At 70.1% G+C, this 22990-nt stretch carries 25 protein-coding genes and 2 pseudogenes; 13 read left to right on the forward strand and 14 right to left on the reverse strand.

The features are described from left to right. Positions 1-38 precede the first annotated feature (38 nt). Both DN069_RS27600 and DN069_RS27605 read left to right on the forward strand, forming a co-directional pair. Positions 39-683: a plasmid partition protein gene (locus DN069_RS27600; RefSeq protein ID WP_111505424.1), complete on the forward strand. Its 645-nt coding sequence runs from the start codon at positions 39-41 to the stop codon at positions 681-683. Then, positions 680-1771: a hypothetical protein gene (locus DN069_RS27605; protein ID WP_111505426.1), complete on the forward strand. Its 1092-nt coding sequence runs from the start codon at positions 680-682 to the stop codon at positions 1769-1771. The genes DN069_RS27600 and DN069_RS27605 overlap by 4 nt, the downstream gene beginning before the upstream one ends. Before the next feature lie 806 nt (positions 1772-2577). Here DN069_RS27605 and DN069_RS27615 read toward each other — a convergent pair. After that, positions 2578-4653: an ATP-dependent nuclease gene (locus DN069_RS27615; protein WP_165845657.1), complete on the reverse strand. Its 2076-nt coding sequence runs from the start codon at positions 4651-4653 to the stop codon at positions 2578-2580. A 301-nt stretch (positions 4654-4954) separates the two neighbouring features. Between DN069_RS27615 and DN069_RS27620 the strand changes: the two genes are divergently transcribed. Beyond that, a complete protein-coding gene (locus tag DN069_RS27620) occupies positions 4955-6373 on the forward strand; it encodes a hypothetical protein (protein WP_111505432.1) in 1419 nt (472 codons plus the stop codon). A gap of 537 nt (positions 6374-6910) precedes the next feature. Then, positions 6911-7150 (forward strand): hypothetical protein, encoded by a 240-nt coding sequence (locus DN069_RS27625; RefSeq protein ID WP_111505434.1) that lies wholly within the window; start codon positions 6911-6913, stop codon positions 7148-7150. A 621-nt stretch (positions 7151-7771) separates the two neighbouring features. Here DN069_RS27625 and DN069_RS40335 read toward each other — a convergent pair. The 5 genes and pseudogenes from DN069_RS40335 to DN069_RS27655 form a co-directional block, all read right to left on the reverse strand. After that, a complete protein-coding gene (locus DN069_RS40335; RefSeq protein WP_165845658.1) occupies positions 7772-7933 on the reverse strand; it encodes a cytochrome c oxidase assembly protein in 162 nt (53 codons plus the stop codon). Between the two features lie 22 nt (positions 7934-7955). Further along, a pseudogene (locus DN069_RS42930) lies at positions 7956-8279 on the reverse strand (cytochrome c oxidase assembly protein); the annotation flags it as partial. A 122-nt stretch (positions 8280-8401) separates the two neighbouring features. Next, positions 8402-8788, reverse strand: a complete 387-nt coding sequence (locus tag DN069_RS27645; protein ID WP_111505440.1) for a nuclear transport factor 2-like protein — start codon at positions 8786-8788, stop codon at positions 8402-8404. 111 nt (positions 8789-8899) lie between these two features. Then, the gene (locus DN069_RS27650; protein ID WP_207892284.1) at positions 8900-10714 is read right to left on the reverse strand and encodes a chloride channel protein; all 1815 of its coding nucleotides are present in this window, start codon (positions 10712-10714) and stop codon (positions 8900-8902) included. A 96-nt stretch (positions 10715-10810) separates the two neighbouring features. Further along, the gene (locus DN069_RS27655) at positions 10811-11305 is read right to left on the reverse strand and encodes a MarR family winged helix-turn-helix transcriptional regulator (protein ID WP_111505442.1); all 495 of its coding nucleotides are present in this window, start codon (positions 11303-11305) and stop codon (positions 10811-10813) included. Positions 11306-11409: 104 nt separating this feature from the next. Here DN069_RS27655 and DN069_RS27660 point away from each other — a divergent pair, with 104 nt between their 5' ends. The 3 genes from DN069_RS27660 (at position 11410) to DN069_RS41010 (ending at position 12949) form a co-directional block, all read left to right on the forward strand. Beyond that, entirely contained in the window at positions 11410-11769 is a 360-nt protein-coding gene (locus DN069_RS27660; protein WP_133260055.1) for a hypothetical protein, read from the forward strand. A gap of 154 nt (positions 11770-11923) precedes the next feature. Beyond that, complete coding sequence (locus tag DN069_RS27665; protein WP_111505446.1) at positions 11924-12343, forward strand: hypothetical protein; 420 nt, start codon at positions 11924-11926, stop codon at positions 12341-12343. Between the two features lie 204 nt (positions 12344-12547). Then, positions 12548-12949 (forward strand): DUF202 domain-containing protein, encoded by a 402-nt coding sequence (locus DN069_RS41010; protein ID WP_243639804.1) that lies wholly within the window; start codon positions 12548-12550, stop codon positions 12947-12949. A gap of 42 nt (positions 12950-12991) precedes the next feature. Here the strand turns inward: DN069_RS41010 and DN069_RS27675 are convergent, their stop codons facing one another. From DN069_RS27675 to DN069_RS42935, 5 genes are all read right to left on the reverse strand, one after another. After that, positions 12992-13201: a hypothetical protein gene (locus DN069_RS27675; RefSeq protein WP_133260056.1), complete on the reverse strand. Its 210-nt coding sequence runs from the start codon at positions 13199-13201 to the stop codon at positions 12992-12994. Between the two features lie 211 nt (positions 13202-13412). Then, positions 13413-13610 (reverse strand): hypothetical protein, encoded by a 198-nt coding sequence (locus DN069_RS27680; RefSeq protein WP_111505452.1) that lies wholly within the window; start codon positions 13608-13610, stop codon positions 13413-13415. Continuing rightward, the gene (locus DN069_RS27685; RefSeq protein WP_111505454.1) at positions 13607-14467 is read right to left on the reverse strand and encodes a phosphatase PAP2 family protein; all 861 of its coding nucleotides are present in this window, start codon (positions 14465-14467) and stop codon (positions 13607-13609) included. Before DN069_RS27685 ends, DN069_RS27680 begins: the two co-directional genes overlap by 4 nt. Next, positions 14464-15360, reverse strand: a complete 897-nt coding sequence (gene lgt / locus DN069_RS27690) for a prolipoprotein diacylglyceryl transferase (RefSeq protein WP_111505456.1) — start codon at positions 15358-15360, stop codon at positions 14464-14466. Before lgt ends, DN069_RS27685 begins: the two co-directional genes overlap by 4 nt. 160 nt (positions 15361-15520) lie before the next feature. After that, positions 15521-16045, reverse strand: a complete 525-nt coding sequence (locus DN069_RS42935) for a cupin domain-containing protein (protein ID WP_133260057.1) — start codon at positions 16043-16045, stop codon at positions 15521-15523. Between DN069_RS42935 and DN069_RS27700 the strand changes: the two genes are divergently transcribed. From DN069_RS27700 to DN069_RS27710, 3 genes are all read left to right on the forward strand, one after another. Continuing rightward, positions 16012-17022: an AraC family transcriptional regulator gene (locus tag DN069_RS27700; RefSeq protein WP_111505514.1), complete on the forward strand. Its 1011-nt coding sequence runs from the start codon at positions 16012-16014 to the stop codon at positions 17020-17022. The two genes, DN069_RS42935 and DN069_RS27700, sit on opposite strands and share 34 nt — an antisense overlap. A gap of 78 nt (positions 17023-17100) precedes the next feature. After that, a complete protein-coding gene (locus DN069_RS27705) occupies positions 17101-18228 on the forward strand; it encodes an MBL fold metallo-hydrolase (protein ID WP_111505458.1) in 1128 nt (375 codons plus the stop codon). Between the two features lie 20 nt (positions 18229-18248). After that, on the forward strand, positions 18249-18968 hold the full coding sequence (locus DN069_RS27710; protein WP_243639805.1) for an SDR family oxidoreductase: 720 nt from the start codon (positions 18249-18251) through the stop codon (positions 18966-18968). 248 nt (positions 18969-19216) lie between these two features. On the opposite strand, the gene DN069_RS40350 is transcribed toward DN069_RS27710, so the two are convergent. Then, on the reverse strand, positions 19217-19786 hold the full coding sequence (locus tag DN069_RS40350) for a bile acid:sodium symporter family protein (protein WP_243639811.1): 570 nt from the start codon (positions 19784-19786) through the stop codon (positions 19217-19219). A 903-nt stretch (positions 19787-20689) separates the two neighbouring features. Then, positions 20690-20836 carry a hypothetical protein gene (locus DN069_RS40355; protein ID WP_165845661.1) on the reverse strand — a complete coding sequence of 49 codons (147 nt, stop codon included), beginning with the start codon at positions 20834-20836 and terminating at the stop codon, positions 20690-20692. Positions 20837-20910: 74 nt separating this feature from the next. On the opposite strand from DN069_RS40355, the gene DN069_RS27720 reads away from it, so the two are divergent. The 3 genes and pseudogenes from DN069_RS27720 to DN069_RS42940 form a co-directional block, all read left to right on the forward strand. Continuing rightward, positions 20911-21108: a hypothetical protein gene (locus tag DN069_RS27720; RefSeq protein ID WP_111505464.1), complete on the forward strand. Its 198-nt coding sequence runs from the start codon at positions 20911-20913 to the stop codon at positions 21106-21108. Between the two features lie 397 nt (positions 21109-21505). After that, positions 21506-21886, forward strand: coding sequence for a sensor histidine kinase (locus tag DN069_RS27725; RefSeq protein WP_111505466.1), 381 nt, complete (start codon positions 21506-21508; stop codon positions 21884-21886). A gap of 88 nt (positions 21887-21974) precedes the next feature. After that, positions 21975-22082 (forward strand): annotated as a pseudogene (locus tag DN069_RS42940) (DNA-binding response regulator); the annotation flags it as partial. 53 nt (positions 22083-22135) lie between these two features. Here the strand turns inward: DN069_RS42940 and DN069_RS27735 are convergent. Next, positions 22136-22969: a 2,3,4,5-tetrahydropyridine-2,6-dicarboxylate N-succinyltransferase gene (locus DN069_RS27735; RefSeq protein ID WP_111505468.1), complete on the reverse strand. Its 834-nt coding sequence runs from the start codon at positions 22967-22969 to the stop codon at positions 22136-22138. Positions 22970-22990 lie beyond the last annotated feature (21 nt).

Here is a 22990-nt window from a genome sequence, read left to right on the forward strand (position 1 = left end):
CGCCGACAACTCCTCGCACCCAACCAAGGAATCGACTCGTGATCATTGCTCACATCAGCCCGCGCACCGGCGGCAAGACCACCTCCGTCGGCTGGCACAGCCACGCGCTGCACGAACGCGGCCACCAGGTGGCGGCGTTCGAGGCCGACTACAGCCGCCAACTCGCCGAATGGGACGCCTGCGCCGGCGGATTCCCCTTCCCGGTGCTGCAGCAGGCCTCCCCGCTGTTCTACAAGAACGCCCCACACGCCCTGCGCCCCGGCCAGATCGGCGTCGTGGACTGCGGCCACGCCGAGGACCACCGCACCATCGTCCAGTCCGTCCTGCGCATCGCCGACCTCGCCATCCTCAACACAGCGCCCACCATCGCCGACATCGACCGCATCGAGCGGCTGCCGATGGACCAACTCATCGACGACGTCGCCGTCCTGCGACCCGACGGGAAGCCGCCCGCGACATGGGTGCTGCTCAACCGCACCGCCGCCGGGGCCAAGGCCACCAACGACCACCGCAACTACCTACGCGACCGCGGCTGGAACGTGTTCACCACCACCATCCCCAACGCCCAGCTCTACGCCCAGTCCATGCTGCGCCCCGTCACCGCCCGCGGCTCCGCCTACGACGAACTCGTCACCGAGATGACCCACCTCGGCCTGCTGCCCACGATCGGAGACCAGACGTGACCCCCACCGACCGCAGCGCACCCCTGCGCGCCCGCACCACCGACACGGCGGCCATCCGTTCCGACGCGACGTTCCCCATGGCGCCCACGGCCAGGCCGGCGGACCTGGTGATCACCAGCGAGCTGATCCCCACCCCCGCCGACGGGCGGGGGAGTGGCCCGCTGAGCGAGGTCGAGCTCCACGACCTCGGCGTGTGCGAGCGCGCGGTGGAGAACCTCGCGACCGCGACCTGGCTCGCGGGAAAGGCCCTGCAGTCCATCCGCGACGGGAAGCTCTACCGCCACACCCACGCCCGCTTCGAGGACTACATCACCGAGCGCTGGGACATCAGCGAACGCGCCGCCTACCAGATGATAGAGGAATGGCCCCTGGCCGAACACCTCAACCAGGCCTACGGCAAGCCCGTCACCGCCTCCCACATCCGCGCCCTGCTCCCCGTCGCCGCCCGCTTCGGCCTCGACGCCGCCACCGAGCTCTACCAGCAGCTCCGAACCCGCGCCCAGACAGACGGCGTGCGGCTCACGGCACAGATCACCGGCCAGATCGCCAGGGCGGTCCTCAAGCGCGCCGGCCAGCAGGCCGAGCACATCGCGTTCACCCAGGCAGCACGGCAGCTGATCACAGCTCAGACCTCACTGGCCGACACGCGAGTCGAGCGCCCACGCTCTCTTGCGTCTCGCGAGCGGCTGGCCGTGGCCACTGACGACCCGGGCCCGCAAAATTTTGCAGGACATCACGCGGAGATAACGGCGGTGCGGCCCGCTGCGCAGCCGGGACCGCTGATCGCGGACAACACCGGAGCCGCGCAAGCCGGTCCGGCGGCGGCGAACTCCGCGCCGACGGATGACAGGGCGTCGAGCGGAGAGCTCGGTGCAGCGCCCGTCACGGCTCCGAACGTGGGCACGGCGAGGACCGCGGTCGGCCTGTACCGGGACATCGTCAGCCACATCTTGGCCATCGAGCGGCTCGCCAGCTCGCCGTGCCTCGTACCGAACGGACCAGACGAGGAAGCCGAGTTCGACCGGCTCCACGTGCAGATCACCACCCGACTCACCCAAGTCCTGCACTCGCTCACTGCCGAGGCGTGAACTCACGTAGCCGCGGTCCGCCCACCTGCGGACCGCGGCCCCTCCGCGATCACCGGTCCGCATCTACTCGGAGCAAGCCATGTCGAAGAGGCCCGCGCCGCCAACCGACCTCGCAGTGCCGTCCCGGGCCGGCGCGAGGGCGGAGCAGTTGTCCTTGCTCGGCCCCGGCGATATCAAGCCCGAGGTGGTTGCCGCGGTCCAGCTTTCGTTGCTGGGACATCCGGTTCCCGTGCGACTGCCCGCGGAGCTCTGGCACTCCTGGTTCGCAACTCCCGCCGTGGTGGCACGCTTCGAGGCCAAGCGGTACATCCGGCGCGATGAGCAGTGCTGGCCCTGGCTAGGCGCGGTTAGCGACACCGGCCACGGGAGCTTCAGAGCGGCGAGCCTCCCCGGCGCCTCCCGGCGTGGAACCGTCCCGGCGCACCTGTTCGCCTATCAGCTGGTCCACGGTGTCATCCCGCGACTGGGCTGGTCGGGGGCGGAGGATCCCGTCGTGTGCCACCGCTGCGACTCTCACGGTTGCGTCAGCCCCCACCATCTACGGCTCGGCACAGCAGCCGAGAACCGATCCGAATGGGCATACCGCCACCGCGACCCCGCCGGGCCACTGGCGGACGTGCGCGGCCCGGCGGGGCGGACCCGTGCGATCGCCCGAGCCGTTCGGATCGGCATGGCCCGTGGCGAATCGACCGGCCTCATTGACGACCGAGTCCGCGCCGCCGAACTCGACGGTCTACCGCTCACTCTGTGGTGAGCCGCGTGGCGGTGCGATCAGGATCTCACTGCAGATTGCCGCAACATGTTGATCAGGTGGAGAAGAGACTGGCAAAGATCAGGTCGAACTCGCAGCTCTCTGTCGGAGTCCCCTCGTTGAGCAAGGCTCGGATGGCGTCGCCGTCGGGGTACTGATCGCAGAAATGCTGAGCTTGCGCCGGCTTGTCGTTCTGCGTCCCGGCCGGGTAGTAGCTTTCGATCGCTCCACGTTCCAGGACGTAGATGCGTTCGGTTCGTAGTTGCTCCAGCAACTGGGTCTTCAGTTCACGCAGTTCGACATCGGTGGCGGCGGCGAGCTGGGCCCGGCGCTGGTTGCGCCCCTCGTGGCGCTCGAAGAAGGCTTCCATCGCCGTGATCACCTCGTCGTGGGTGCCTGTGCCCGCGGCGAACTTGTCTCGGGCTTCCCTGACGGCGTTCCACTGGCTGCGGATCTCGCCCGACCCCTGCATCGACTTCAGCTGAGACCGGGGCAGTTCGGTCGAGCAAGAAACGAGGTCGACCAAGGCCTTCATCAGCGTCTGCCGAAGCGCGGTGGTTTCGTCCGACGCGCCCAGCTTGTCGAAGCCTTCAGTGATCGCGTCCAGATCGACCAGGACCGAGACGCGCACACCGAACCGCTCGAAGAACTCCCGGTATCGGGCCACGGAGCCCTTGCCGCCGACCCTCGCGATGGCGATCGACTGCTCCTGAAAGTCCCATTTTTCGTTCAGGGCCTTGGCGATATGAGGGATCAGGATGTGGTCGCTGTCGCCTTCCACCAGAAGGACGTCGTTGCTGAAGAACGCGGCGTCGTTGTTCTCCTGGCGGATCAGCTGGAACTGGTGGTTCAGCGTGAGGTCCGACAGGTCGACTGGGTAGGCAATGGCCTTCGGTGGCATCGCCGAGTAGTCCTTGGTGAGCTTGATGAAGGTCCCGGTGGCCTGGGGGCTGAAGAAGCTGCTGGAGTGGGTGCTGACGAGCACGTAGTTCTCCTGGGCGAAGACCTTCAGTGACTCGAACAGCTGGCGCTGTGCCTGTGGGTGCAGGAACAGCTCTGGCTCCTCGAACAAGAGCATGTAGGGGCGTGAGGCAGCAGCGGGATTCTGGTCGCGTTCGCGGGCGCGAAGGTCGGCGTAGGTACGCAGGATCGCGAAGGTCACCGAGCGGCGAAGACCGTCGCCCTTGCTCTTGAAGTCGCTACGGATCCCGTCGTCGATGGCGATCCGTGCATTGGACAGGACGCTCTTCAGCTCGGGCGGGGGGATTTCGATGCTGACCGAAGCGCGAGGGAACCCTGACCTAAGGTGGCTTTCCAGCAGGTCCTCGATCGCTCTAACCTCGGGCAGGCGGTCGTCCCTCACCGTCCCGTCCGCCTCCCGTTGCACGTTCAGCTGGGCGTGGAGTCCGAGGAAGAGGTCCTCCATCTCGCCGAGCTGCCCCCGGGTCTGGTTGAACAGGATGCTCAGCAGCTTGCCGAAGGAAGACGCCTCGTTGGTCTTGAGGTCATCGCCGAGGTCCTTGACCGCCGGGATGTAGATCACCTCCGGCAACAGAGCCTGGATGGAACTGTCGACGCCCGTGGGGAGCTTGTCGGCCTCCATGACGAACTCCGACTCGGGCAATCCATCGACCAGGGCCTGGATCGCCTCCCGGATCGCCTTCTGTGTGGGCTTGGCAGGCAGCACCGAGTCGAGCTCGGGGTGCGTGAAGACGGCGCCTTGGCGCAGTTCGGGGTTGGACTTCTTAGCCACGAGCGCATCGACCGCATACGGCCGGAAGCGTTCGGCCTGCGGCACCTTGGCCAAATACCGCAGCGAACTCTTGCCGCTGTCGCCGTAGACGCGGGAGAGCACGAGCCGACCGTCGCTGACGACCTGCGTGATCCTCTGGCGGTGCTCATCGGCAAGGCGGGCGAGATCGCCCTCGCTGATCTCGCTGAAGGTGACTTCGACCTGCAGGCTTGCGCCATGGTCGTAGTAGTCGGTCGGCTTGAGTGGCGGGCCGTTGAAGAACACGTCCAGAGCCTGGAGCACCGTGGACTTCCCGGCGTTGTTCTCCCCAATGATGCAGCCGAAGGACGACATCGGAAGCGTCAACTCCCTGATCCCGCGGAAGTTCTTGACGCTCAACTGCGATATGCGCAAGACCGGTTACCTCACCGTCTGTTGCTCTGTGCGCCCTGGAGGTCACTCTCGGGCCAGTGCTGCCAGACGATACTCGCTGTGCCCGAGTGATCTGTGACGTTTTGAGAGCTGCCGCTGCGTGCCTGAGGCGAGCTAGCTGATCGGAGTCGGCCGGCCGCTCCTGCGCTGCCCTTGCTCCGTCGAACAGTTCGTGCGCACTTGTGTGCGCCCCCTTTGCCTGCTCTACGGTCACCCAGCTACGTCACCCACGCCTGTCCTCCATGCACCGGAAGCGAAGGAGCCGCAGGTGTCCGCAGAGACCGACAGGGTCTTGGCCGAGCTCGCACGTCCCGCCCGAATCCACGTCCACTCCACCGGCCAGCTGGTGCAGGACACGGACAGAGCCGCCGCAGGCATGGACCGCGAACGTGCACGGAGAGCCAAGAGCAAGGAGGAAGTCTTCCGCAAGCCCCAGGTTGAGCCGCTGCAGGAGCCGGACGGTAGGGACCTTGAGATCACCGCGTGGCAGGCGCTGGGCACCCTCGCGCGCGCGACCACTCTGGCCCGTCACGGACTCGGCCGAGGGCTGGCCGAGCACTGGCAGTCCCTGAAGTACTGCCGCGCCCTGGCCGCCCCCGAGGACCGGGGCCCGCTGTCGGTCACATCGGAAGGGCAGAGCCCGGAGAGGTCATACCGCGGGATGCAGGCACGCGAGCTGGGACGCGCGTTCGGCCTTGCCGTCGCCGAGCGCACCGTCCGCCACCGTCACCCCGACCGTATCGTTGCCGTCATCGATGCCGAGGCGGTGCTCCTTGCCGGCTTCGCTCGCAGCGACAGGCAGCCCACTCTCGGAAACAGGCCCCGACCCGACTACTTCATCGAGGCCTGGCGGCCCGAGGAACCGTCCGTCATCTACGCGGTCACGGTCAACGGCAACCACCAAGTCGCCACCAGCAAGACCGGCAAGGCCCAGCGCACCTCGTTCCGGCAACTCGCCAAAGCCAGCGAACGGGCCGAACACCTTCACCTCGGCTCATGGAACACCACCCCCTGCCTGATGATGGCCACCGAACTCCTAGCGCCGGGAGGCATCACCGTCCACGCCCTCCAAGCCCCCGGCAGCGCCCGGCTGCGCAGCGAGCACCTGGACGTCCCCGATGACGTCGACATCGACCGGCGGCTCAAGCGGAACCTCAAATACGTGGACACAGTCCAGGTACCCTGCACGGACGGCGATCCCCGTGAACACTTCCACGACGCGTTCTTCGTCCCGGTCAAGGAACTCGCCTGGTTCGGACAGGTTCTGGCATCCACCGATGCGGCCAGTCAGCTGGCCTGGGCCGGGGCCGGCCGCGAGATCGCGCGCTACCTCACCAGCCCGCAGGGCCGCAGGCACTACCAGGAGCGGACCTTCGCCGGCGCGGCCAGCGTTCGCGACGCCCACCACACTTTCGGCGACGACGAGTTCGTCGGTACCGACCAGGTCTTCCGCCTCGCAGGCCAGCGCGTCGAAGCATTCTCCGGGATCGCAAAGGACCTGTACGAGTTGCTGGAGCACGGCAAGGTCGAGGAATACCGTCGCCATGCCTACGACCACAGCGGCTCTTGGCCCACAGCGACCAGTACCCCCGGGTGGGGTCCCGCAAGCTTCCGCGACGACGGAACCGTCATGGCCCTGCGCATCCTGCCGAAGGGCGACGAGAATACGGAGCGCGAACAGCGATAGCCCGGGCGCCGAGGTGGCGCTGTACGGCCTGTTGCCCTTGATCGTCGCGGAATCCTTGTCCCGCGTTCCGCGTAATTCGCTGCGCCTAGAGCTCATATGTGGCACGTGACCTGCGGAAACACCTCTGCTGGCACTGCTGAGGCGTTTCTCTAGGCATAGAGAAACGCGCAGGTCAGCGAGGTGCCGATGTGCGCCTATCCGCCGACAATGCAGCGAAGATCAGATGGCCAAACCCCGGCAAGATGGGGCAAGTTGACGTCTCTCGAGTAGAGCACGGTACTGCGCCTCTATCCTGGCGCCGGGTTCGGCTCGGCCGAGGGCACCTCCAAGCGCCCCCAGGGCCGCTCGCGGAACCCCTCCTGACCTGCAGAAACATCGAGCACTAGAGAAACGGCCTGCGGCGCCCGACAAGGCGAAGCCGCAGGCCAGCAGGCGTTTCGTTACTCCAGAGGCTCCGAATTGCGCGGAACGCGGGCTTGTGGGCCGGGCTGATGGCCATTCATCGCGTGCCATTTCGGCGGGAAGCGCGGCCTCTACGTGCTGCCCCTGAAGGCCGAGACGGGGCCGGTTCCGCCGCCGGACCTGCTCGATGCGCAGCGCCTGTACGCGTTGTTCGACCGGGTGGGGCGGCGCGGTCCGGGGCCGATGTTCCAGGCCGCAGTGCTGCCCCACGGCGACGCGGCCGCTCGGGAGGCCGCGCGTGAGCGGTTGCTCGTGCGGCTGGACGAACCCTTGGAGGAGCGGTTCCGCCATCAGGGCCTGGAGCAGGCGCGCTAGGCGAGCTGGCCGACGCGGCCCCGACGAGCTGGTACCGCTGGTGCAGGCGGCGCTGGGCGCACTGGCCGGCTGAGCTACTGGCGATCACGGTCGTGGGTCGGTGAACGAAAAGCCGGTGGGCGGCACAACCGGTTGCCCTCACCGCAAGTCAGGAGCGGCACCGGGTGGGTCGGACCGACTGGCATCACTCTCGGCGGTCGCGGCTGCCGTAGCGGTGTGCCAGCTGCGGGTCGGTCTCCCACCATGGGCGTGCCGAATCGGGCAGCGCCATCTGACGTCTGGCGTTGCCGCCGGGAGTGAGTCGACAGGGATGGCCGGTACGTCCTCGCGTGTGGCGCGCTCTTGACGGTCGAGCTCCTCGTCGACGGTGCGGGTGCGCGCTCCTCATTTAGGACGTGGATGATCAGGGCAACCATGAACGGCACTCCGGCGATGTCGCCGAGGCCCCAGAGCACGGCGCCGCCCCATTTCTGGTCCTGGGCCGGCGTCCAGCCCCCGGGGGCGGTGCAGTGCGTCCCAGTAGTGCGTGGCGAGCAGGTGGGAGCCGAAGGCGAGGACGCAGCCGAGGGCGGCGTCGAAGACGACCTCGGCCACGGTGATCACGACCCCGAGGAGGGGGTGCTAGTGGCGGGGGACCGGGTCGATCTGCAGACGGGGCCAGAAGTACGCCAATCCGAAGGCAACGAAGGCGAGATGGAAGGCCGTGTTCCAGGCCGGGTCGGTGAGGGAACGGGTGTACCAGGAGGTGAAATAGAACAGCCGCGGCGGCACGATCAGCAGCACGGTCGAGACCAGCAGGAAACATCAGCATCCGCGAGGCACGGCCGGCCAGGAGCGACTCAAGCGGGCTCCGCAGCCGCTGGGGCGCCGCGCGCAGGAGCAGGCTGACGGGTGCGCCGAGGGCGAGCAGCAGAGGGACGACCATCAGGAGCAGCACGGCCTGGACGGCGCGGTCGGTGAACAGGTACCTCTCGTAGACGCTGATGCCGGAGCAGCACACGATGATCCACAGCGCAAGGCCGCAGAGGAACGCGAGAGTGCGCTGGACCGGCCAGTTCTCGCCCCCCATGGCGCAGGCGCGGAGTGCGCCCAGGTAGCAGGCGACTGACACCGCGGCGACGGTGAGCACGACCGGCTCTACCTGCCAGCTCGTGACGACCTTGGAGAGGTGCCAGGCCGGCGGCCCCGCGTAGCCGAGAGCGGCGGGAATGAGGCCTCCATCCGAGGGGAGGATCGGGCGGGTCCGACGGCTCAGCCGATGGGCGAGTTCTCGGCCGTGGCGAGGGCGGTGGCGCGGTCGGTGAAGTCGCGGATGTGGACGATCTGGGCGTCCCTGAGCCGGAAGAGCCGGTAGAGCAGCGCCGGGTGGTCCTGATTCCCCTCCGGGTGGCTGATCCGCAGGCCGAGGACGATGTTCCCGGGGTAGGTGAAGAGCTCCTCGACGAGCGTGCGGAAGCCGCGGTCGCGGCGCTCTTGGGACCACGCCAGGGCCGCCGCGGAGCCGCTGCCGACGAGGCCGGCCGGTTCGAGCGGCTGGAAGTGCATGTCCGGGTGGAAGAGGGCGGCCAGCGTGCTGCTGTCGCCGTGGTGCAGGGCGGTACGGAGCTGGGCGGCGATCGCAGTGGTGGGGATCCTCACGTGGTGCTCCTCGGAGACGGGGGCCGCCACCCCTTGGTGGGGGCGGCACAGCGGATGCTGGGGTGGGGTGGTGCCCGGCGGCGGATTCGGGGGCGCCGCCGGGCACCGGTCTCAGCCGGCCGTCACACCGAGGGCCGGGGTGGGTTCGCCGTCGGCTTGGCGGGGCAGCACGCGTTCCCGGTGGTGTTCCTCGGTGAGGTCGTGGAGCCGGGCGTGGAGCAGTTGCTGCAGGGTGATGACGCCGGTCGGTCGCCGGGTGGTCGGGTCGATCACCGGGGCGCTGGTCAGGCCGGTCTCGGCGAACAGGTAGGCGACCTGGCGCAGGGTCTGGTCCTGCTGGACGGCCAACCGGCACGGCAGCGTGGCCTCACGCACCGTGCTGGGGACGGTGTGCGGGGAGGCGATGCCGGTAAGGCGGCGGCGGGTGGTGACGCCGACAAGGGTGCCGTCGAGGGTGTTGACGACGGGCAACAGCGCGTCGGCGGAGCCGGTGAGGCGCCCGAGGAGGATCTCGGTGATGTCGTCGTGTTCGGTGAGTGCCTCGTCGTGGGCGAGGGGGTGCATGACCTCGCGGGCGAAGAAGGTCTCGAGCGGGTCGGTGGAGTACTCGCGGGTGAGGTGCAGGCCGCGTCGTGCGATCTTCTCGGTCAGTACGGAGCGCTTGAGCACCAGCGCGGACAGCGCGTAGGCCGCCGTGGCGGAGACCACCAGCGGGAGCATCATGCCCCAGGCGTGGGTGAGTTCGAGGGTGAAGACGACGCCCGTGAGTGGGGAGCGCATGACGCCGCCGACCACGGCGGCGAGGCCGAGGATGCCCCAGAATCCGGGGATCGCGTGCGGGAAGAGCATGCCCTCCCAGGCGCCGAGCGCGCCGCCGATCATGAAGACCGGTGCGAGCACGCCGCCGGAGGTGCCGGAGCCGAGCGAGAGCGCCCAGATCAGCGTCTTGACGGTGAGGATGCCGATGATCAGGCCGAGCGTGGCGCGGCCGGTGAGCAGCTGGTCGATGACGTCGTAGCCGACACCCAGGGCACGGGGCTCGATCAGGCCGCCGACGCCGATGATCGCGCCGCCGAGGGCGGGCCACCACATCCAGTGGAACGGCAACCGGGCGAACGCATCCTCGGCCCGGTAGACCAGCCAGGTCGCGGCCACGGCCAGCGCCCCGCCGGTCAGCCCGACGACCGCGGCGAGCACGTCGAGCGTCGGGGTGAGGTGCAGGCCGGAGGCGTTCACCGGGAAGACGGGCGCGGTGCCGAGGAGGTAGCCGCGGCACACGGTGGCGACGGCCACGGAGGCGACGACGGGAACGAAGCTGCGCGGGCGCCACTCGAACAGGAGCAGTTCGACCGCGAGCAGGATCGCGGCGAGCGGGGAGTTGAAGGTGGCGGCCATGCCGGCGGCGGCGCCGGAGACCAGCAGCGTCTTGCGCTCGTTGGCGGTCAGGTGCAGCAGCTGGGCCAGGATCGAGCCTATCGCGCCGCCGGTCATGATGATCGGCCCCTCGGCGCCGAACGGGCCGCCGGTGCCGATGCTGATCGCGGCGGACACCGGCTTGAGCACCGCGACCTTCGGCTGGACCCGGCTGCCGCCGGTCAGGATCGCCTCGATCGCCTCCGGCATGCCGTGCCCGCGTATCTTCTCCGAGCCGTAGCGGGCCATCAGCCCCACGACCAGGCCGCCCGCCACGGGCGCCCCGAGGATGAGCCACCACGGGTGGTGCACCGAACCGGGCGCGATCAGCGCCGTGTCGAAGCGCTGGTAGAAGACGAGGTTGGTGACCAGCCCGATCAGCCGCAGCAGCACGAGCGCGGCCAGCGCACCGAAGCCGCCGACGACGAGCGCCAGGGCTGTGATGGCCAGCATGCGGGGTCGGACGGTGAAGTCACCGAGATGGACATGGCTGGAGGCGTGCGCGGTACGCATGTTGCTCCGGATTCTCTTCGGAAGGGCACAGGCAAGCCGGCCCACGACGTGCAGCAGCTGTCGTGGCGCCGTACCGGCCGGGGGTCTTTGCGGTGTCTACAGCGGGACGGGGCCGTGCAGGTCGGCCGCGTAGTCCTCGCCCACGACGTGGTGGAGGGCGTCCAGGCCGTCCGCTGTAGCAGCGCGCAGCGCGGGGTCGATCCGCGACAGGATCCGGGCCAGCTCCCGTTCGCGCCAGGCCAGTACCTGGTCGATCAGGGTCTGGCCGAGCGGGCTGAGCTGCAGGGTGACCACGCTGCGGTGGTGCGGGTCCGAACCGCGCAGCACGTGACCGGAGCCGACCAGGCGGTCCGCCAGCCGGGTCACCGACGACGCGCCCAGGCCCAGCGCCTTGGCCACGGCCGAGGAGGGGCAGCGCCCGAGGTCGCCAAGCGCGAGCAGCATCCGCATCTGCGGCAGCGAGATGCCACCGCCCGCGGCCTCCAGGCTGTGCAGGGCCACGCCGATCAGATCGCGGGTCGCGCGCTGGAAGGCCTGGATCTCGTCCGCGCCCGGGGTCGCCCGCGGGGCTCGCGTCACTGTGTTCGCCATGGCCCAAGTATTGCATGTATCAAGGCTTGCTTCGAGGTAGTGTTGTTTATAGCAAGCCATTGTGGCCGGTGGGCTGCTGCTGCCCGGACCGAGAGGTGGGGTTCATGCTCCGTCGTGCATCGCGTGTGGTGTCGGCCAGTCCCGTTCCGGAGCCGGAGGTCAGTCCCGGGCTGCACCGGGCCCGGGAGTTGCTGCTGGCCGCGGTGTCGCAGGAGGGAACGGCGCGGCTGGCGCACATCTGCCTGGACGCCTGGGACGGCGGCGATACCGTCGCGGCGGGCATGACCCTCGGTGCCCTGCTGCGGGCCGTTCCGGGGATGGGCCCGATCACTGCTCATGAGATCCTTGGCCACCTCCACGCCGGCGAGGCCACCCGCGTCGGGGACCTCGACCGCGCCCAGCGCGTGGCCCTGCCCGCCGCACTGGCGCGAGCACGTCGCCCGCGGACCACCGTCGGCGAGTGACGCCCACAGGGCGGGCCGGCCGGGAGACGGGCTCAGGGTCGCCGTCCCGGCCGGTTCCTTCCGGTTCCGTTGGGGGAAGATCCCGTCGTACAGTGCGGCCTCCGTCGTGGTCGGTCGACTCTCACGCGGGCACCCCCAAACGGAGGGCAGCGGTATGACATTGGGCACGGCGGACGACAACGACGACAGCGAGGAGCCGGAGGACATCTGCGATCTGTGCGGGCTTCTTCTCGACGGCGACTACGTGAGCTTCGCCGTGGTCGCGGACTCGTCCGCCGTCCATGACCAGAGCGACCACTTGGACGGTCAGCGAATCGTTCTGGCCTGCTGCGACCAGCACCTGACCGAACGGCGCGCCTCCTACGAGCGGAGGCCGTTCGTCGAGGCCGAACTGTGGGCGGGCCAGATCGAGCGTGCCCGCCGCCGGCATCCGGCCGGGCTGACCGAGCAGCAACTGCGGTGCGAGGCCGGCCTGTCGGTTCACCAGTTCCGGCAGGCACAGGCCTGGAGCCATCACAGCAAGAGGCTCCCGCCTCCCCGCCAGGACCCCCTGGGCGGCTTCGCGGCGCAGTGATCCCGGACAGGCGTGCCCGCCAGCCCCGCCTGGGTCAGCCAGGGGTCGCTCGTTCGGCTCACGCGCCTCGTCCACGCGGCGTCATCGCAGCTGCTGGCGAGCTACGTTGGGGTGCTGCCGGCTCCCATTCTTCGTGTCCCCGCGGGAGTGCGGCGCCTGGAGATACCTGTGGTTTCGATGTCGACGGCCGCTGCGAGCGGGCGCATGCAAAGCAGCGGTGCGGGAGGCGTGCTGCCCGCCGGTGGCGAGCGGCGTGACGTGCTGGCCGCGGAGCGCACGTTCCTCGCCTGGATCCGGACCTGCCTGGCGTTGCTGGCCGGTGGCGCCGCGCTGGGCACCTTCCCGGCGCTACCGCATCCGACGGCCCGGGCGGTGCTCGGCGTCGCATGCATGGGCTGCGCGGGCGCGCTGGCGGTTTCCGCGTGCCGGGCCTGGGGGCGGGTGCGTCGTGCGGCGGCGGATCCTTTCGTCCCCGGTCCCCGCTCCGCGCAGGTGCTCACCGCCGCTGTGCTCGTCGCCGCGGTCGCACTGAGCGCGGCCAGCACTGCGCGCCTGTTCGGGGACGGGCCGCACCGTCCGCCGACCGCCCACCACCTGGACCGCTGACAACGATGACTGCGGGACGGTGGGGTGCGCTGGGCGTGCGCGTCAGAATCCGTGGCCGGTGGCGATGACCGCGACGTAGGTGAGGGCGGGCGGGGCGGCCAGGCACGCGAGGGCGAAGGCCATCCCGGGTCCGAGACGGGCGCGGAGGGCGGGCGAGCCGGTGATCGCGACCAGCAGCATCACGGACAGCGGGAGCACCAGCAGCACCGCGTCGTCCACCACGGTCGGGGCGGGAAGAGGCGGAAGGCTCACCTGCCCCCTCCGTCGCCTGGACGCTGTCCCCCGGTCCGGCGCGGCCTTCCGGTCGGTGCGGCCGCTGGTACCGGCATGGCACCCAGGCTGCGCCTGTGCCTGCGCTTTGCCCGCGTGCGTCTGGGGGCCTCCCGAGCGCAGGCCCCTGCATCGCGAAGGCGCGGCGCGGTCACCACTGAAGCGAGTGCGGTCGCGCTCCTGGACGCAGGCGTCACAGTTGTCTGCCCAGCCATGCCAGCCCCACGACGGCCGCGGCCAGGCACCCGGCAGTCGTCAGGAGCACCAGCCGCGCACCGGGCCGCGGGGTGCGGCCTGTTCCGGGGGCGAGGGCGAACCCGGCCAGGGCGAGTGCCGCCAGCGGGAGGAGCAGCTCACCGCCGACCAGCAGTGCGGACAGGATCTCGGTCAACGGGCGCTCCAATCGACTTGGCTCTTGTCTTGCGAGGTCGCGGGTGCCGGCCTTCGGGTGCGGGGCAGGGCCGGGCGTCCGGTCAGCGCTCGCTGGAGGGCGAAGCCCGCGCCGATGGTGAGCAGTCCGGCGACCGCGTCGGCCTCGAAGTGGTTTCCGGTGGCCAGGATGACGACGCAGGTGGCCACCGGGTACAGCAGTGCGGCCAGGCGCACGAACCGGGTGCGGGCGAGGCGGAACAGCACGACGGCGCACCAGGTGGCCCAGGCGATGTGGATGGACGGCATCGCCGCGTACTGGTTGGACACCTCGGTGACCGGGCCGGATGCCCACGAGCCCCAGGTGTGGTGAACCACGACGGTGTCGATGAACCCGTCGCCGCTAAGGAAGCGCGGCGGGGCCAGGGCGTAGGCGTAGAAGCCGGCCAGGGCCGCGAGGGTGGCGGCGTACAGGGCGGTGCGGGCCGCACGGTAGTGATGGGGGTGGCGCACGTACAGCCAGACCAGGCAGCCGACGGTGGTCACGAAGTGCAGCGTGGCGTAGTAGTAGTCCATGCCGACGATCAGCCAGGTGACGTGGTCGGCGGCATGGTTGAGCGCGAGCTCGAAGCTGACGTGCAGCCGGCGTTCGGCGTCAAGGAGCTGCTGGGCGCGTGCCAGGGCGGCGGCGCGGTGGTCCGGGACGGCGTTGCGGGTGACGGAGTAGGCGCCGTAGCAGAGCGCGATCAGCAGCAGTTCGGCCCACCAGCGCGGCCGCCCGCGCCGACCCAGGCCGAGCGCCCAAGGGCGCCGAGCTCCCGCGAGCGGGGTGCGCCGGTGGTCGAGGGAGGTTCGGGGAGCGGCGGCAGCCGAACTCACGCGCGCCCCTGGTGCCGGCGGTGGGGCTGGGCGGGCGAGGTGTCCGGCTCCCGCGGCGTGTCCGGGCCGCCGCGCGGCGGGAGGTGGAGCCGGTGTCCGGGTGCGGGACGGCCGCGGGTGGCGACGAGGAACGCGAGCGCGGCGAGGAAGACCAGCAGCGAGGTCCAGTCGTTCAGGCGCAGGCCCAGGATGTGGTTGGCGTGGTCGTCGCGCAGCGCCTCCACCCAGGCGCGGCCGACGGTGTAGGCGGCGACGTAGAGCGCGAAGAGGCGCCCGGAGTGCATCTGGAAGCGGCGCTCCGCCCACAGCAGGAGGAACACCGCGGCGAGGTCCCACAGCGACTCGTACAAGAAGGTGGGCTGGAAGACGCCGTGGACGGTGCTGCCGTCGGGGTTGACCTTGTCGATCCGCAGGCCCCAGGGGAGCGTGGTGGGGCAGCCGTAGAGCTCCTGGTTGAACCAGTTGCCCCAGCGGCCGATCGCCTGCGCGAGCACCAGCCCCGGGGCGAGGGCGTCCGCGAACGCAGGCAGGCGCACGCCACGCCGGCGGCAGCCGATCCACGCGCCGACCGCGCCGAGCGCGACCGCGCCCCAGATCCCCAGGCCGCCGTCCCAGATGTACAGGGCGCGAATCGGCTGCTCACCGGCCTTGAAGTACAGCTCCGGGTCGGTGACCACGTGGTAGAGGCGGCCCCCGACGATCCCGAAGGGCACCGCCCACAGGGCGATGTCGAAGACGTCCTCCGGGTTTCCGCCGCGGTCGCGCCAGCGGTGCCGGGTCAGCCACAGCGCGGCGGCGATCCCGGCCAGGATGCACAGCGCGTAGGCACGGATCGGCACGGGACCCAGATGCCACACCCCTCGTGACGGGCTGGGCAGGTAGGCGAGCTCCATCGGGCCGCTCCCCTTTCGTTCGGGCGCGGCGGCGGGACCGCCTGCGGAAGGGCTCGATATATCTGCCACAGAGCATATCGGTGCGCGCACTATCCGGTGGCGGCCCCGTGGATCAGCCGGAGCGACCCCGGGCGAGCGGACCAGCCAGCGGGGGGCTCGTTCAGCACTCGCGCCCTGCCCGGCCTCGCCGGCCAGGGCCGCGCCGGTGCCCTGGCCCGCGATGTTGAGGGCGAGGGTGGCGGCGGCGACGCCGAGCGCGGTCCCAAGGCCGCGGGCCCTTCGGCCGTGCCCATGGTGCCGTGCCCGGCGACGACGAGGTACCAGGCGCCCGATGCCGAGTCCGATCGGGATCGTCACGCCGGGCGCTCGCAACTTCAACGGTGCCTCCAGGAAGGAGATCGCCAGCACCATGCCGAGCAACGACCACGGACGGCGGTTCGGTGCCGGGATTGGCCAGACGCACCCATGCGCCGACTCCGACGTGGGCGGTCCCACCGGGAGACAGGGTGGTGGTCCGACCGTCGTGGTGGACTTCGATCGGGCCCGCGAGCGGGACCAGGACGATCTGACACGGGCCGTGGTCGTGTTCGGGCATGCCGCCGCCGGGAGGGATCTCCACCGGCCTGCGGATAGCATCGCTTGGTGGGTGCGATGATTCGGGGTGCCAGCCTGCGCGGGTTCGCATGCCTTGTCGAAGAGCTCGGCGGCGACCCTAGGGAGTTCCTGGAGCGGTTCGCGATCCCGCCGCGGGCGCTCACCTCCGAGGAGGGGATCGTCCCGATCACCAGCCACGACCTGATGCTCGACACGGTTGCCCGCGAGCTTCGCTGCCCGGACTTCGGCCTGCGCCTGGCGTGCGCCCAGGATCTCAGCGTCCTCGGCCGACTGGCGCTGGCCGTCCAGGCGTCGTCCACGGTGGCTCAGGCGCTGGAGTGCGCCTCGCGGTTCATGTTCGTGCACAGCCCGGCGCTGAGCGTGGGCGTGGAGCCGGACCCGCGGGGACGCCGGGAAGTGGTCGCGTTGACGTACCGGAAGGATCTGCGCGAGTCGCCGTACTCCCCTCAGGCCATGGAGCTCGGGCTCGGCCTCTTCCATCACGTCGCGTTGGCTCTGGTCGGCAGCCTGGCCGGGCTACGGTCGGTGGAGTTGCCGCACCAGCCTCTCTCGCCGGTGTCGCGCTACACCGAGTTCTTCGGCGCGGACGTGAAGTTCGGATGCCCGACCGCCGCGCTGCGGGTGGAACGACGGCTGCTCGACAAGGAGTTCGACAGCGCGGACGCGACGATCAGGCGGCTCGCCGTCGAGTACCTCGCCGACCACCACACCGATCCGGAACGCCTGGTCTCCACACAGGTGCGGCGAGTACTGACCGCAAGCGTCGGCGCCGCCCCCGCGATGATCGCGTCTGTCGCGCGGCTCCTGTCGATGCATCCCCGCACACTGCAGCGGCGCCTCGCCGCGGAGTCGACCGGCTTCGAGGAGATCCTCGACGACGTACGGCGGGATCTCGCGCTGCGCTACCTCACCACGACCGACCTCCCTCTCGGGCAGGTGGCCGCGATGGCCGGATTCAGCGACCAGTCCGCTCTCAGCCACGCCGTTCGGCGGTGGGAGGACGCCACTCCCCGTGAGGTTCGGCGCAGGGTGCGCGGCGCCGCCTGAGTTTGTCGCGCTGGAACAAATCCCGCGCGGCTCGGGAGGGCATGCTGCTGCCCCGGCGACGACTGCGAGGAGTGGCTCATGACGACAGCGGGCACCGACCACCTGGCCGGGATCGGCGCACGGCCGATCCCGGAGTTCGACGGCGTCCACGAGGTGTGGCCGCGTGGCCAACGGCTGCGTACGGTCCGCGAGGCCGCTGCGGCGTACAAGGAGCGCTTCAAGGCCCAAGGGCAGGTGCGCGCAGTGAAGTCGGTCGACATCGCCGCGGCTCCGTACCCGGTGAAGTACGCCTTCCACGATGCCGTCTCGGTGCCCACGCTCCCGCTGATCTCGATGATCAACCGCATGATCGTGGTGCAGTACGACGACTGGGGCGGCCGGGCACGCACGCTGGTCTTCGAGCCGACCGTGCCGGACGGCTCCGCCCAGGCGCCGTTCTACCGCAATCTGCAGAAGCTGACCGCCAAGGTCCCCGGCGGCAGGCTGCTGGAGCGCACGGTCCTGAGGTACTACGCCGAGCCCGGAGACGTGCTGCGCCAACTCGGGCTCACCCTGGACGACATCGACTTCTGCACCTTCGACCACCTGCACGTGCAGGACCCGCGGATGATCCTGGGCTCGACCGAGGTCATCGCGGGCGAGCAGGTGCCCCGTGAGCCGCTCCTCGGCGGGGCCCGGATGCTCGTGCACAGCCGCGAACTCGCGACGCTGCAGTCCCTGCACCCGATGCAGTGGGCCTGGTACGTGGACGGCGGACTCGGCGGCGTCGACCCGGACAAGTTCGTCACCTTCGACGGGGACATCGAGCTCGGTCCCGGCGTCGCCCTGCTGTGGACCCCCGGGCACACCGACGGCAACCACTCGCTGGTGCTCAACACCCCCGACGGCGTGTGGGTGTCCTCCGAGAACGGCATCTCGCTGGACAACTGGCAGCCGGAACTGTCCAAGATCCCCGGCGTGCGACGCTACCACGAAGTCTTCGGCCGCGAGATCTGCCCCAACGCCAACACGCTGGAGGACTCCCTGGACCAGTACGACTCGATGGTCAAGGAGAAGACCCTCGCCGACCGGTGCAAGGCGGACCCGCGCTGGCTGCAGATCCTGCCCTCGACCGAACTGGCCCCGTGGAGGCGGTTCTGGCCGGTGGTGCCCACCTACGTCCACGGCGGGATCGCCTACGGCGAGATCAAGGGCGGTCGGCGATGAACCGCGCCCCTGCCGGCGCGGTGGTCACCGGGGCGGGCCGGGGCCTTGGCAGGCTGATCGCCGCAGCCCTGGTCGCACGCGGCCACCGGGTGCTGGTCACCGACGTCAACGAGGCCGCGGCGCGGGACCTGATCCTGGCCCAGGCCGGCCGTCTCGACGTGTGGGTCAACAACGCGGGCGTACTCGTCACAGGGCCCGCCTGGGAGCAGGCGCCCGACGTACGCCGCCTGATGATCGAGGTCAACGCGCTGGGCACCGTCAACGGCACCGTCGCCGCGATCGAGGCCATGCGGGGAACCGGCGGGCACATCGTCAACATCGTGTCACTGGCAGGATTGACCCCGGTCCCGGGCGAGGCGGTGTATGCCGCGTCCAAGCACGCCGCGATCGGATTCAGCCTGAGCACGCTTGCTGACCTGCGCCTGGCCGGGATCGAAGACATCGACATCTCGTGCGTCTGCCCGGACGGCATCTGGACGCCGATGCTGCACGACAAACTCGACGACCCCGCCTCGGCGTTGTCCTTCTCCGGCAAGCTGCTCACGCCCGAGGGGGTCGTCGATGCGGTGCGCAAGGTGCTGGACCGGCCACGCCCCGTCACCGCAATACCGCGCTGGCGCGGACTCCAGGTCCGCCTGGCGGACGCCCTCCCCTTGATCGGGCTGCGTGCCCTCCCCCTCGCAGTAGCGCAAGGCAGGCGGGTACAACGGAAGATGCTGGCGAAGAACCGGTCGGCGTAGAGGCTCGCTGGTCTCGTCGGCGTCGGGTGGCGTGCTGCGCGTGAGCCGCCCGGACCACGCACCGGCCAGGAAGGACAGCGCACACACCGCCAGGGCCGCGGCCAGGGCCAGTGCGGCCAGGTCCGCGTCCGGGTGGCGCCGGAACTGCGCGAAAGCGCCCACGGCGTTCACATAACTCACGGTAAGCGTGATGGCGAAGTTCAGGCGCTTGACCCAGGGGAGCACGGCGCGGGCCCGGGCCTCGCCGATCACAGCCCGAGCCGCCAGGCCGAGCGTGCACGGCACCACCACCGCGCCCAGGGCGAAGCCCCCGCACCGCTGGTGGCCAGATGGGACAGGGTGTCCGTGTCGTCGAGGGCACCTGCCCCCGACGGGCCCAGCAGCCGGCCGGTCAACCGCAGCCCGAGTGGAATCGTCACTGGACTGAGCAGGGTCGAGCCCACCACGGCCGCGACGATGAGCGGCATGTTCGCCTGCCCGCGCTGCCCCCAGGACACCGCACCCCCGGCGACCGGCATCGTCACCATGAGCAGCATCCCCGCAGCCAGCGCCTCGGCCTCCGACGGATCGTTCCACCGCACCAACCCCACCGCCAGAACCGGGACAACGACCGCCGGCAAGCCCGCGTTCACCACCACCGCGACAGCCAGTCGCCCAGGGCGCCGCGCGACCGCACCCAGCGCCGCCACCCGCACGCTCAGCCCCGCACCGAACAACATCATCGCGAGAAGTACCGTCTGCGCACTCACCCGCCCGCCCGAGACCGGCACGGCGACCTCAAGGCTCCGCACGGTCTGCCCGGGGCCCGGCAGCAGCACGGCCAAGCCGTAACAGGCAAGAAGCGGAGCCAGCGACCGGGCGCAGCACCCCGCAGCGCCCGTGTGCGTCAGGAACGGAAGAGGCCGCCGGGTTGTCGTCGCCATACAACGCATCCTGTCACCATGGGTAACGGCATGCTTGCGATGCGGCATCGGGGCGGGTGAGAGGAGCACGAGAGCACCCGCGAGGCTCGAGAGCAGGGGGTGGCCACGGCCACCGGGCGGACGTACAACCCGGACGCCAACTCCTTGACCGCCTCCAGGGACTGAGTGACGGGCGATCAGCGGCCGACCGAATCCGAGGAATGCCACCCAGGGGGCTGCTGGCAGCCGGTGCCCGGTCCGGCATTCCCTCGGCATCGTGCATGATGGGCACATCCCTGCCGTGACCCACCGGGAAATCCCCTTGCCCCCTGTCCGCCCCCCGTCAGGTCGGCTGCTGCGCGTGCAGACCGCCTGCTGTGGCTCGCGCTGCTCGGCGCACTCCTCGCGCACGTGGTCACCCACGCTCCGTGGGTCGATCGGATCGCGGTGGCGCTCGCGTGCGCCAGGGTCGGAGTGTGGGCCTGCCGTCTCGCCTGGTGGGGTGTGCTGCGGGTACGCACATGGCGGCTGACGCGGCGAGCGCGGGGGCCCCCGGGAGCGCGGAAGGCCGTTCGAGGACAAACTCGAACCGCGGCAGAAGACTGTCGCCACCGTCCACCCTTGGCCACACGCGGCCAGAGACGTCGCATCCCGCATCGCGGAGACGCGTCCGTGGGTCAGCGTCTGCTCTCCAAAGTGAAGTCGCTTCGGGCCTGGCCGCTTCCGCTCATTCTTCCTACCGAGGAGCTGAGGAGCGGCCAGCCCGCAGCACGTGATAGTGCGTCAGGATCACGTCGGGAACTGCTCTCCAGGCAGGCGTCAGCCAGCAACTTCCACGCCGCTCGCCTGCGCCCCCTTCGGTGCCGTCGTCACCTCGGCCGCGCTCGCCATCGTCGCGCCCAGCCCGACCAGCGTCACCGCCAGAACGCCGACCCCGAGCACGCGCCGGATCCAGCTCTTCGCCACAAGTCCTCCCCAGATTGTTGTGGATGCACCACGCGATGCCGGCTCAGTGTCGCAGGGCGCTTCGAAGCGCGGCAGTGCCGTGCATAACCGGCTGGCACACCTCGGGTGTCGGGCCGTTCAAGGCGGTTGGTCCGGGACAGGGCTTCGCGCTGCGCGACATCACCGCCCTCGCCGACGTCCGCATGGTCTCCTTCCGCCAGCTGGTCCACTGGCTCGAGGCCCAGGATCCGTCCGTGCTGGCCAAGCTGCGCGGCCTGAACGTCGGCCAGTAGCCGAACGACTGGCACGACTACACCATGCCCACGCCCGTGTGACCGGGCCGCTGTCAAGCCGGCAACCGCCCCGCACCTCGCCCCCCGGCGACCTGCGCTGCCGGACCGGCTCTCTGGGGCTGAAAATCAGCTGCCGCATCGACCCTGAGGCGACGGGCCGCGTACGCGTTTCGCTGGTGTCGAGCCGTTGCGGGGATCGGCGTGTTGCCACTCACGGGGAAGGTGGCACCAGGCCCGCGCCGAAGCGTATCCCGGGGCGGCATGTGAAGTCCGGGGTGCCGCTCCGGTCCGGGCCGCGTGCGCCCTCGGTGCCGAACCCGGATTGATTCACCCTTTTGAGTGACCACGCGGACCCTTGTCCAGCCCGTTCCCCTCGTCATCGGGTCAGCTGGGGTCCGTGCGCCAGGATGGCGGACAGATCGAACTCACCACTGCGGACCTGACCCCGCAGCCCACACTGGCCGACGTCACCGAATTGGCGGAGCGGGTCTGCCGCACCGGCCTGCCGATCGACCTGACCGTCACGGGGACGCCGGTCACCCTGCCACCCGGCGCCGACCTGGCCGCCTACCGAGCGGTGCAAGAAGCCCTGACCAACACGATCAAACACGCGCAAGGAGCGAGCGTGCAGATCACCATCACCTACGCGCCGGCCGCCGTCGACGTAGCCGACACCGGGGGCCTGCCCGGCACAGCCATTCGCCCCGGTAGCGGCCACGGTCTCGCGGGCCTGCGCGCACGCCTCGCCCTCTACCAGGGCACGGTTCTCGCCGAGTAGCGCCCCACCGGTGGCTTCCGGTACGCGCGGTCCTGCCGACGCACCCGGACCACGCGGCGCACCAGCAGCCGGCGCAGGAGGGACAGCGGTGACCGAAGCCCTGCGGGTCGTGATCGCGGACGACCAACAACTCGTGCGCACCGGGTTCCGCTTCATCCTGACCGCTCAGCGGATCGACGTCGTCGCCGAAGCAGCTGCCAGGCCCGCACATGGGGCGCGCCACTGCTTGCCTGCCGCCTCGAAATGGCCTCAGACGGCAATGCCGTGGTCGCGGAGAATCTCGTTGAGTGCGAGCTTGTCGTGGCCGCTGCCCTCGGGCAGGCGCTTGAGGACCAGCAGGCAGGGCAGGCCGAACTCGCCGCCAGGGAACTTCTTCACGCGCGTCGAGCCGACGCATACGGACCAGGCGGGGGCTTCGCCGCGGGGCAGTTCGTCGCCGGTTTCGGCGTCGAAGACGCGGGTGGATTTGGTGAGGATCACGCCAGCTCCGAGCTTGGCGCCCTTTCGAACCCGGGCGCCTTCGACGACCATCGCACGTGACCCGATGAAGGCGTCGTCCTCGACGACGACGGGGGCGGCGTTGGGCGGTTCGAGTACGCCGCCGATGCCGGCGCCTCCTGCCAGGTGGACGTTGCGGCCAATCTGGGCAGCGGAGCCCACGGTGGCCCAGGTGTCCACCATGGAGCCCGCGTCGACGTAGCCGCCGATGTTGACGAAGGACGGCATCAGCACTGTACCCGGGGCCAGGTAGCTACCCCAGCGGGCGATGGCGCCCGGGACCATGCGGACGCCGCCGAGCCTCTTCTTGAGTGGGGTGCGGTCGTGGTAGCGGAACTCCCCGACCTGGCTCTCGGTCATCTCCAGCACCTTGAAGGAAAGCAGTACAGCACGCTTGGCGCGCTCGTCGACGACCACCTCGTCGGTGCTTGCGTCGACATGTGCCACCCGGGCGGTTCCGGTATCCAAAAGATCCACCGCCTCCACAACGTGGTGGCGGGCTCCCTGATCGCGCGGGGAGAGCTCGGTGCGGTGTTCCCACAGGTCGTCGATGACTGGTGAGATAGGGCTGTTCGCATGTGTCATGACGCGACACCCTATCAACGC

The organism is Streptacidiphilus pinicola (genome assembly GCF_003258295.1).
Lineage (GTDB): Bacteria > Actinomycetota > Actinomycetes > Streptomycetales > Streptomycetaceae > Streptacidiphilus > Streptacidiphilus pinicola.

What these genes read in the sequence shown, in the direction of transcription:
- DN069_RS41010 (WP_243639804.1), top strand. Translation starts at nt 12,548, where the DNA reads ATGCAAAGCAGCGGTGCGGGAGGCGTGCTGCCCGCCGGTGGCGAGCGG.
- DN069_RS27660 (WP_133260055.1), top strand. Translation starts at nt 11,410, where the DNA reads ATGCTCCGTCGTGCATCGCGTGTGGTGTCGGCCAGTCCCGTTCCGGAG.
- DN069_RS27705 (WP_111505458.1), top strand. Translation starts at nt 17,101, where the DNA reads ATGACGACAGCGGGCACCGACCACCTGGCCGGGATCGGCGCACGGCCG.
- DN069_RS27650 (WP_207892284.1), bottom strand. Translation starts at nt 10,714, where the DNA reads ATGCGTACCGCGCACGCCTCCAGCCATGTCCATCTCGGTGACTTCACC.
- DN069_RS27735 (WP_111505468.1), bottom strand. Translation starts at nt 22,969, where the DNA reads ATGACACATGCGAACAGCCCTATCTCACCAGTCATCGACGACCTGTGG.
- DN069_RS27655 (WP_111505442.1), bottom strand. Translation starts at nt 11,305, where the DNA reads ATGGCGAACACAGTGACGCGAGCCCCGCGGGCGACCCCGGGCGCGGAC.
- DN069_RS42935 (WP_133260057.1), bottom strand. Translation starts at nt 16,045, where the DNA reads ATGCGAACCCGCGCAGGCTGGCACCCCGAATCATCGCACCCACCAAGC.
- lgt (WP_111505456.1), bottom strand. Translation starts at nt 15,360, where the DNA reads ATGGAGCTCGCCTACCTGCCCAGCCCGTCACGAGGGGTGTGGCATCTG.
- DN069_RS27665 (WP_111505446.1), top strand. Translation starts at nt 11,924, where the DNA reads ATGACATTGGGCACGGCGGACGACAACGACGACAGCGAGGAGCCGGAG.
- DN069_RS27700 (WP_111505514.1), top strand. Translation starts at nt 16,012, where the DNA reads ATGATTCGGGGTGCCAGCCTGCGCGGGTTCGCATGCCTTGTCGAAGAG.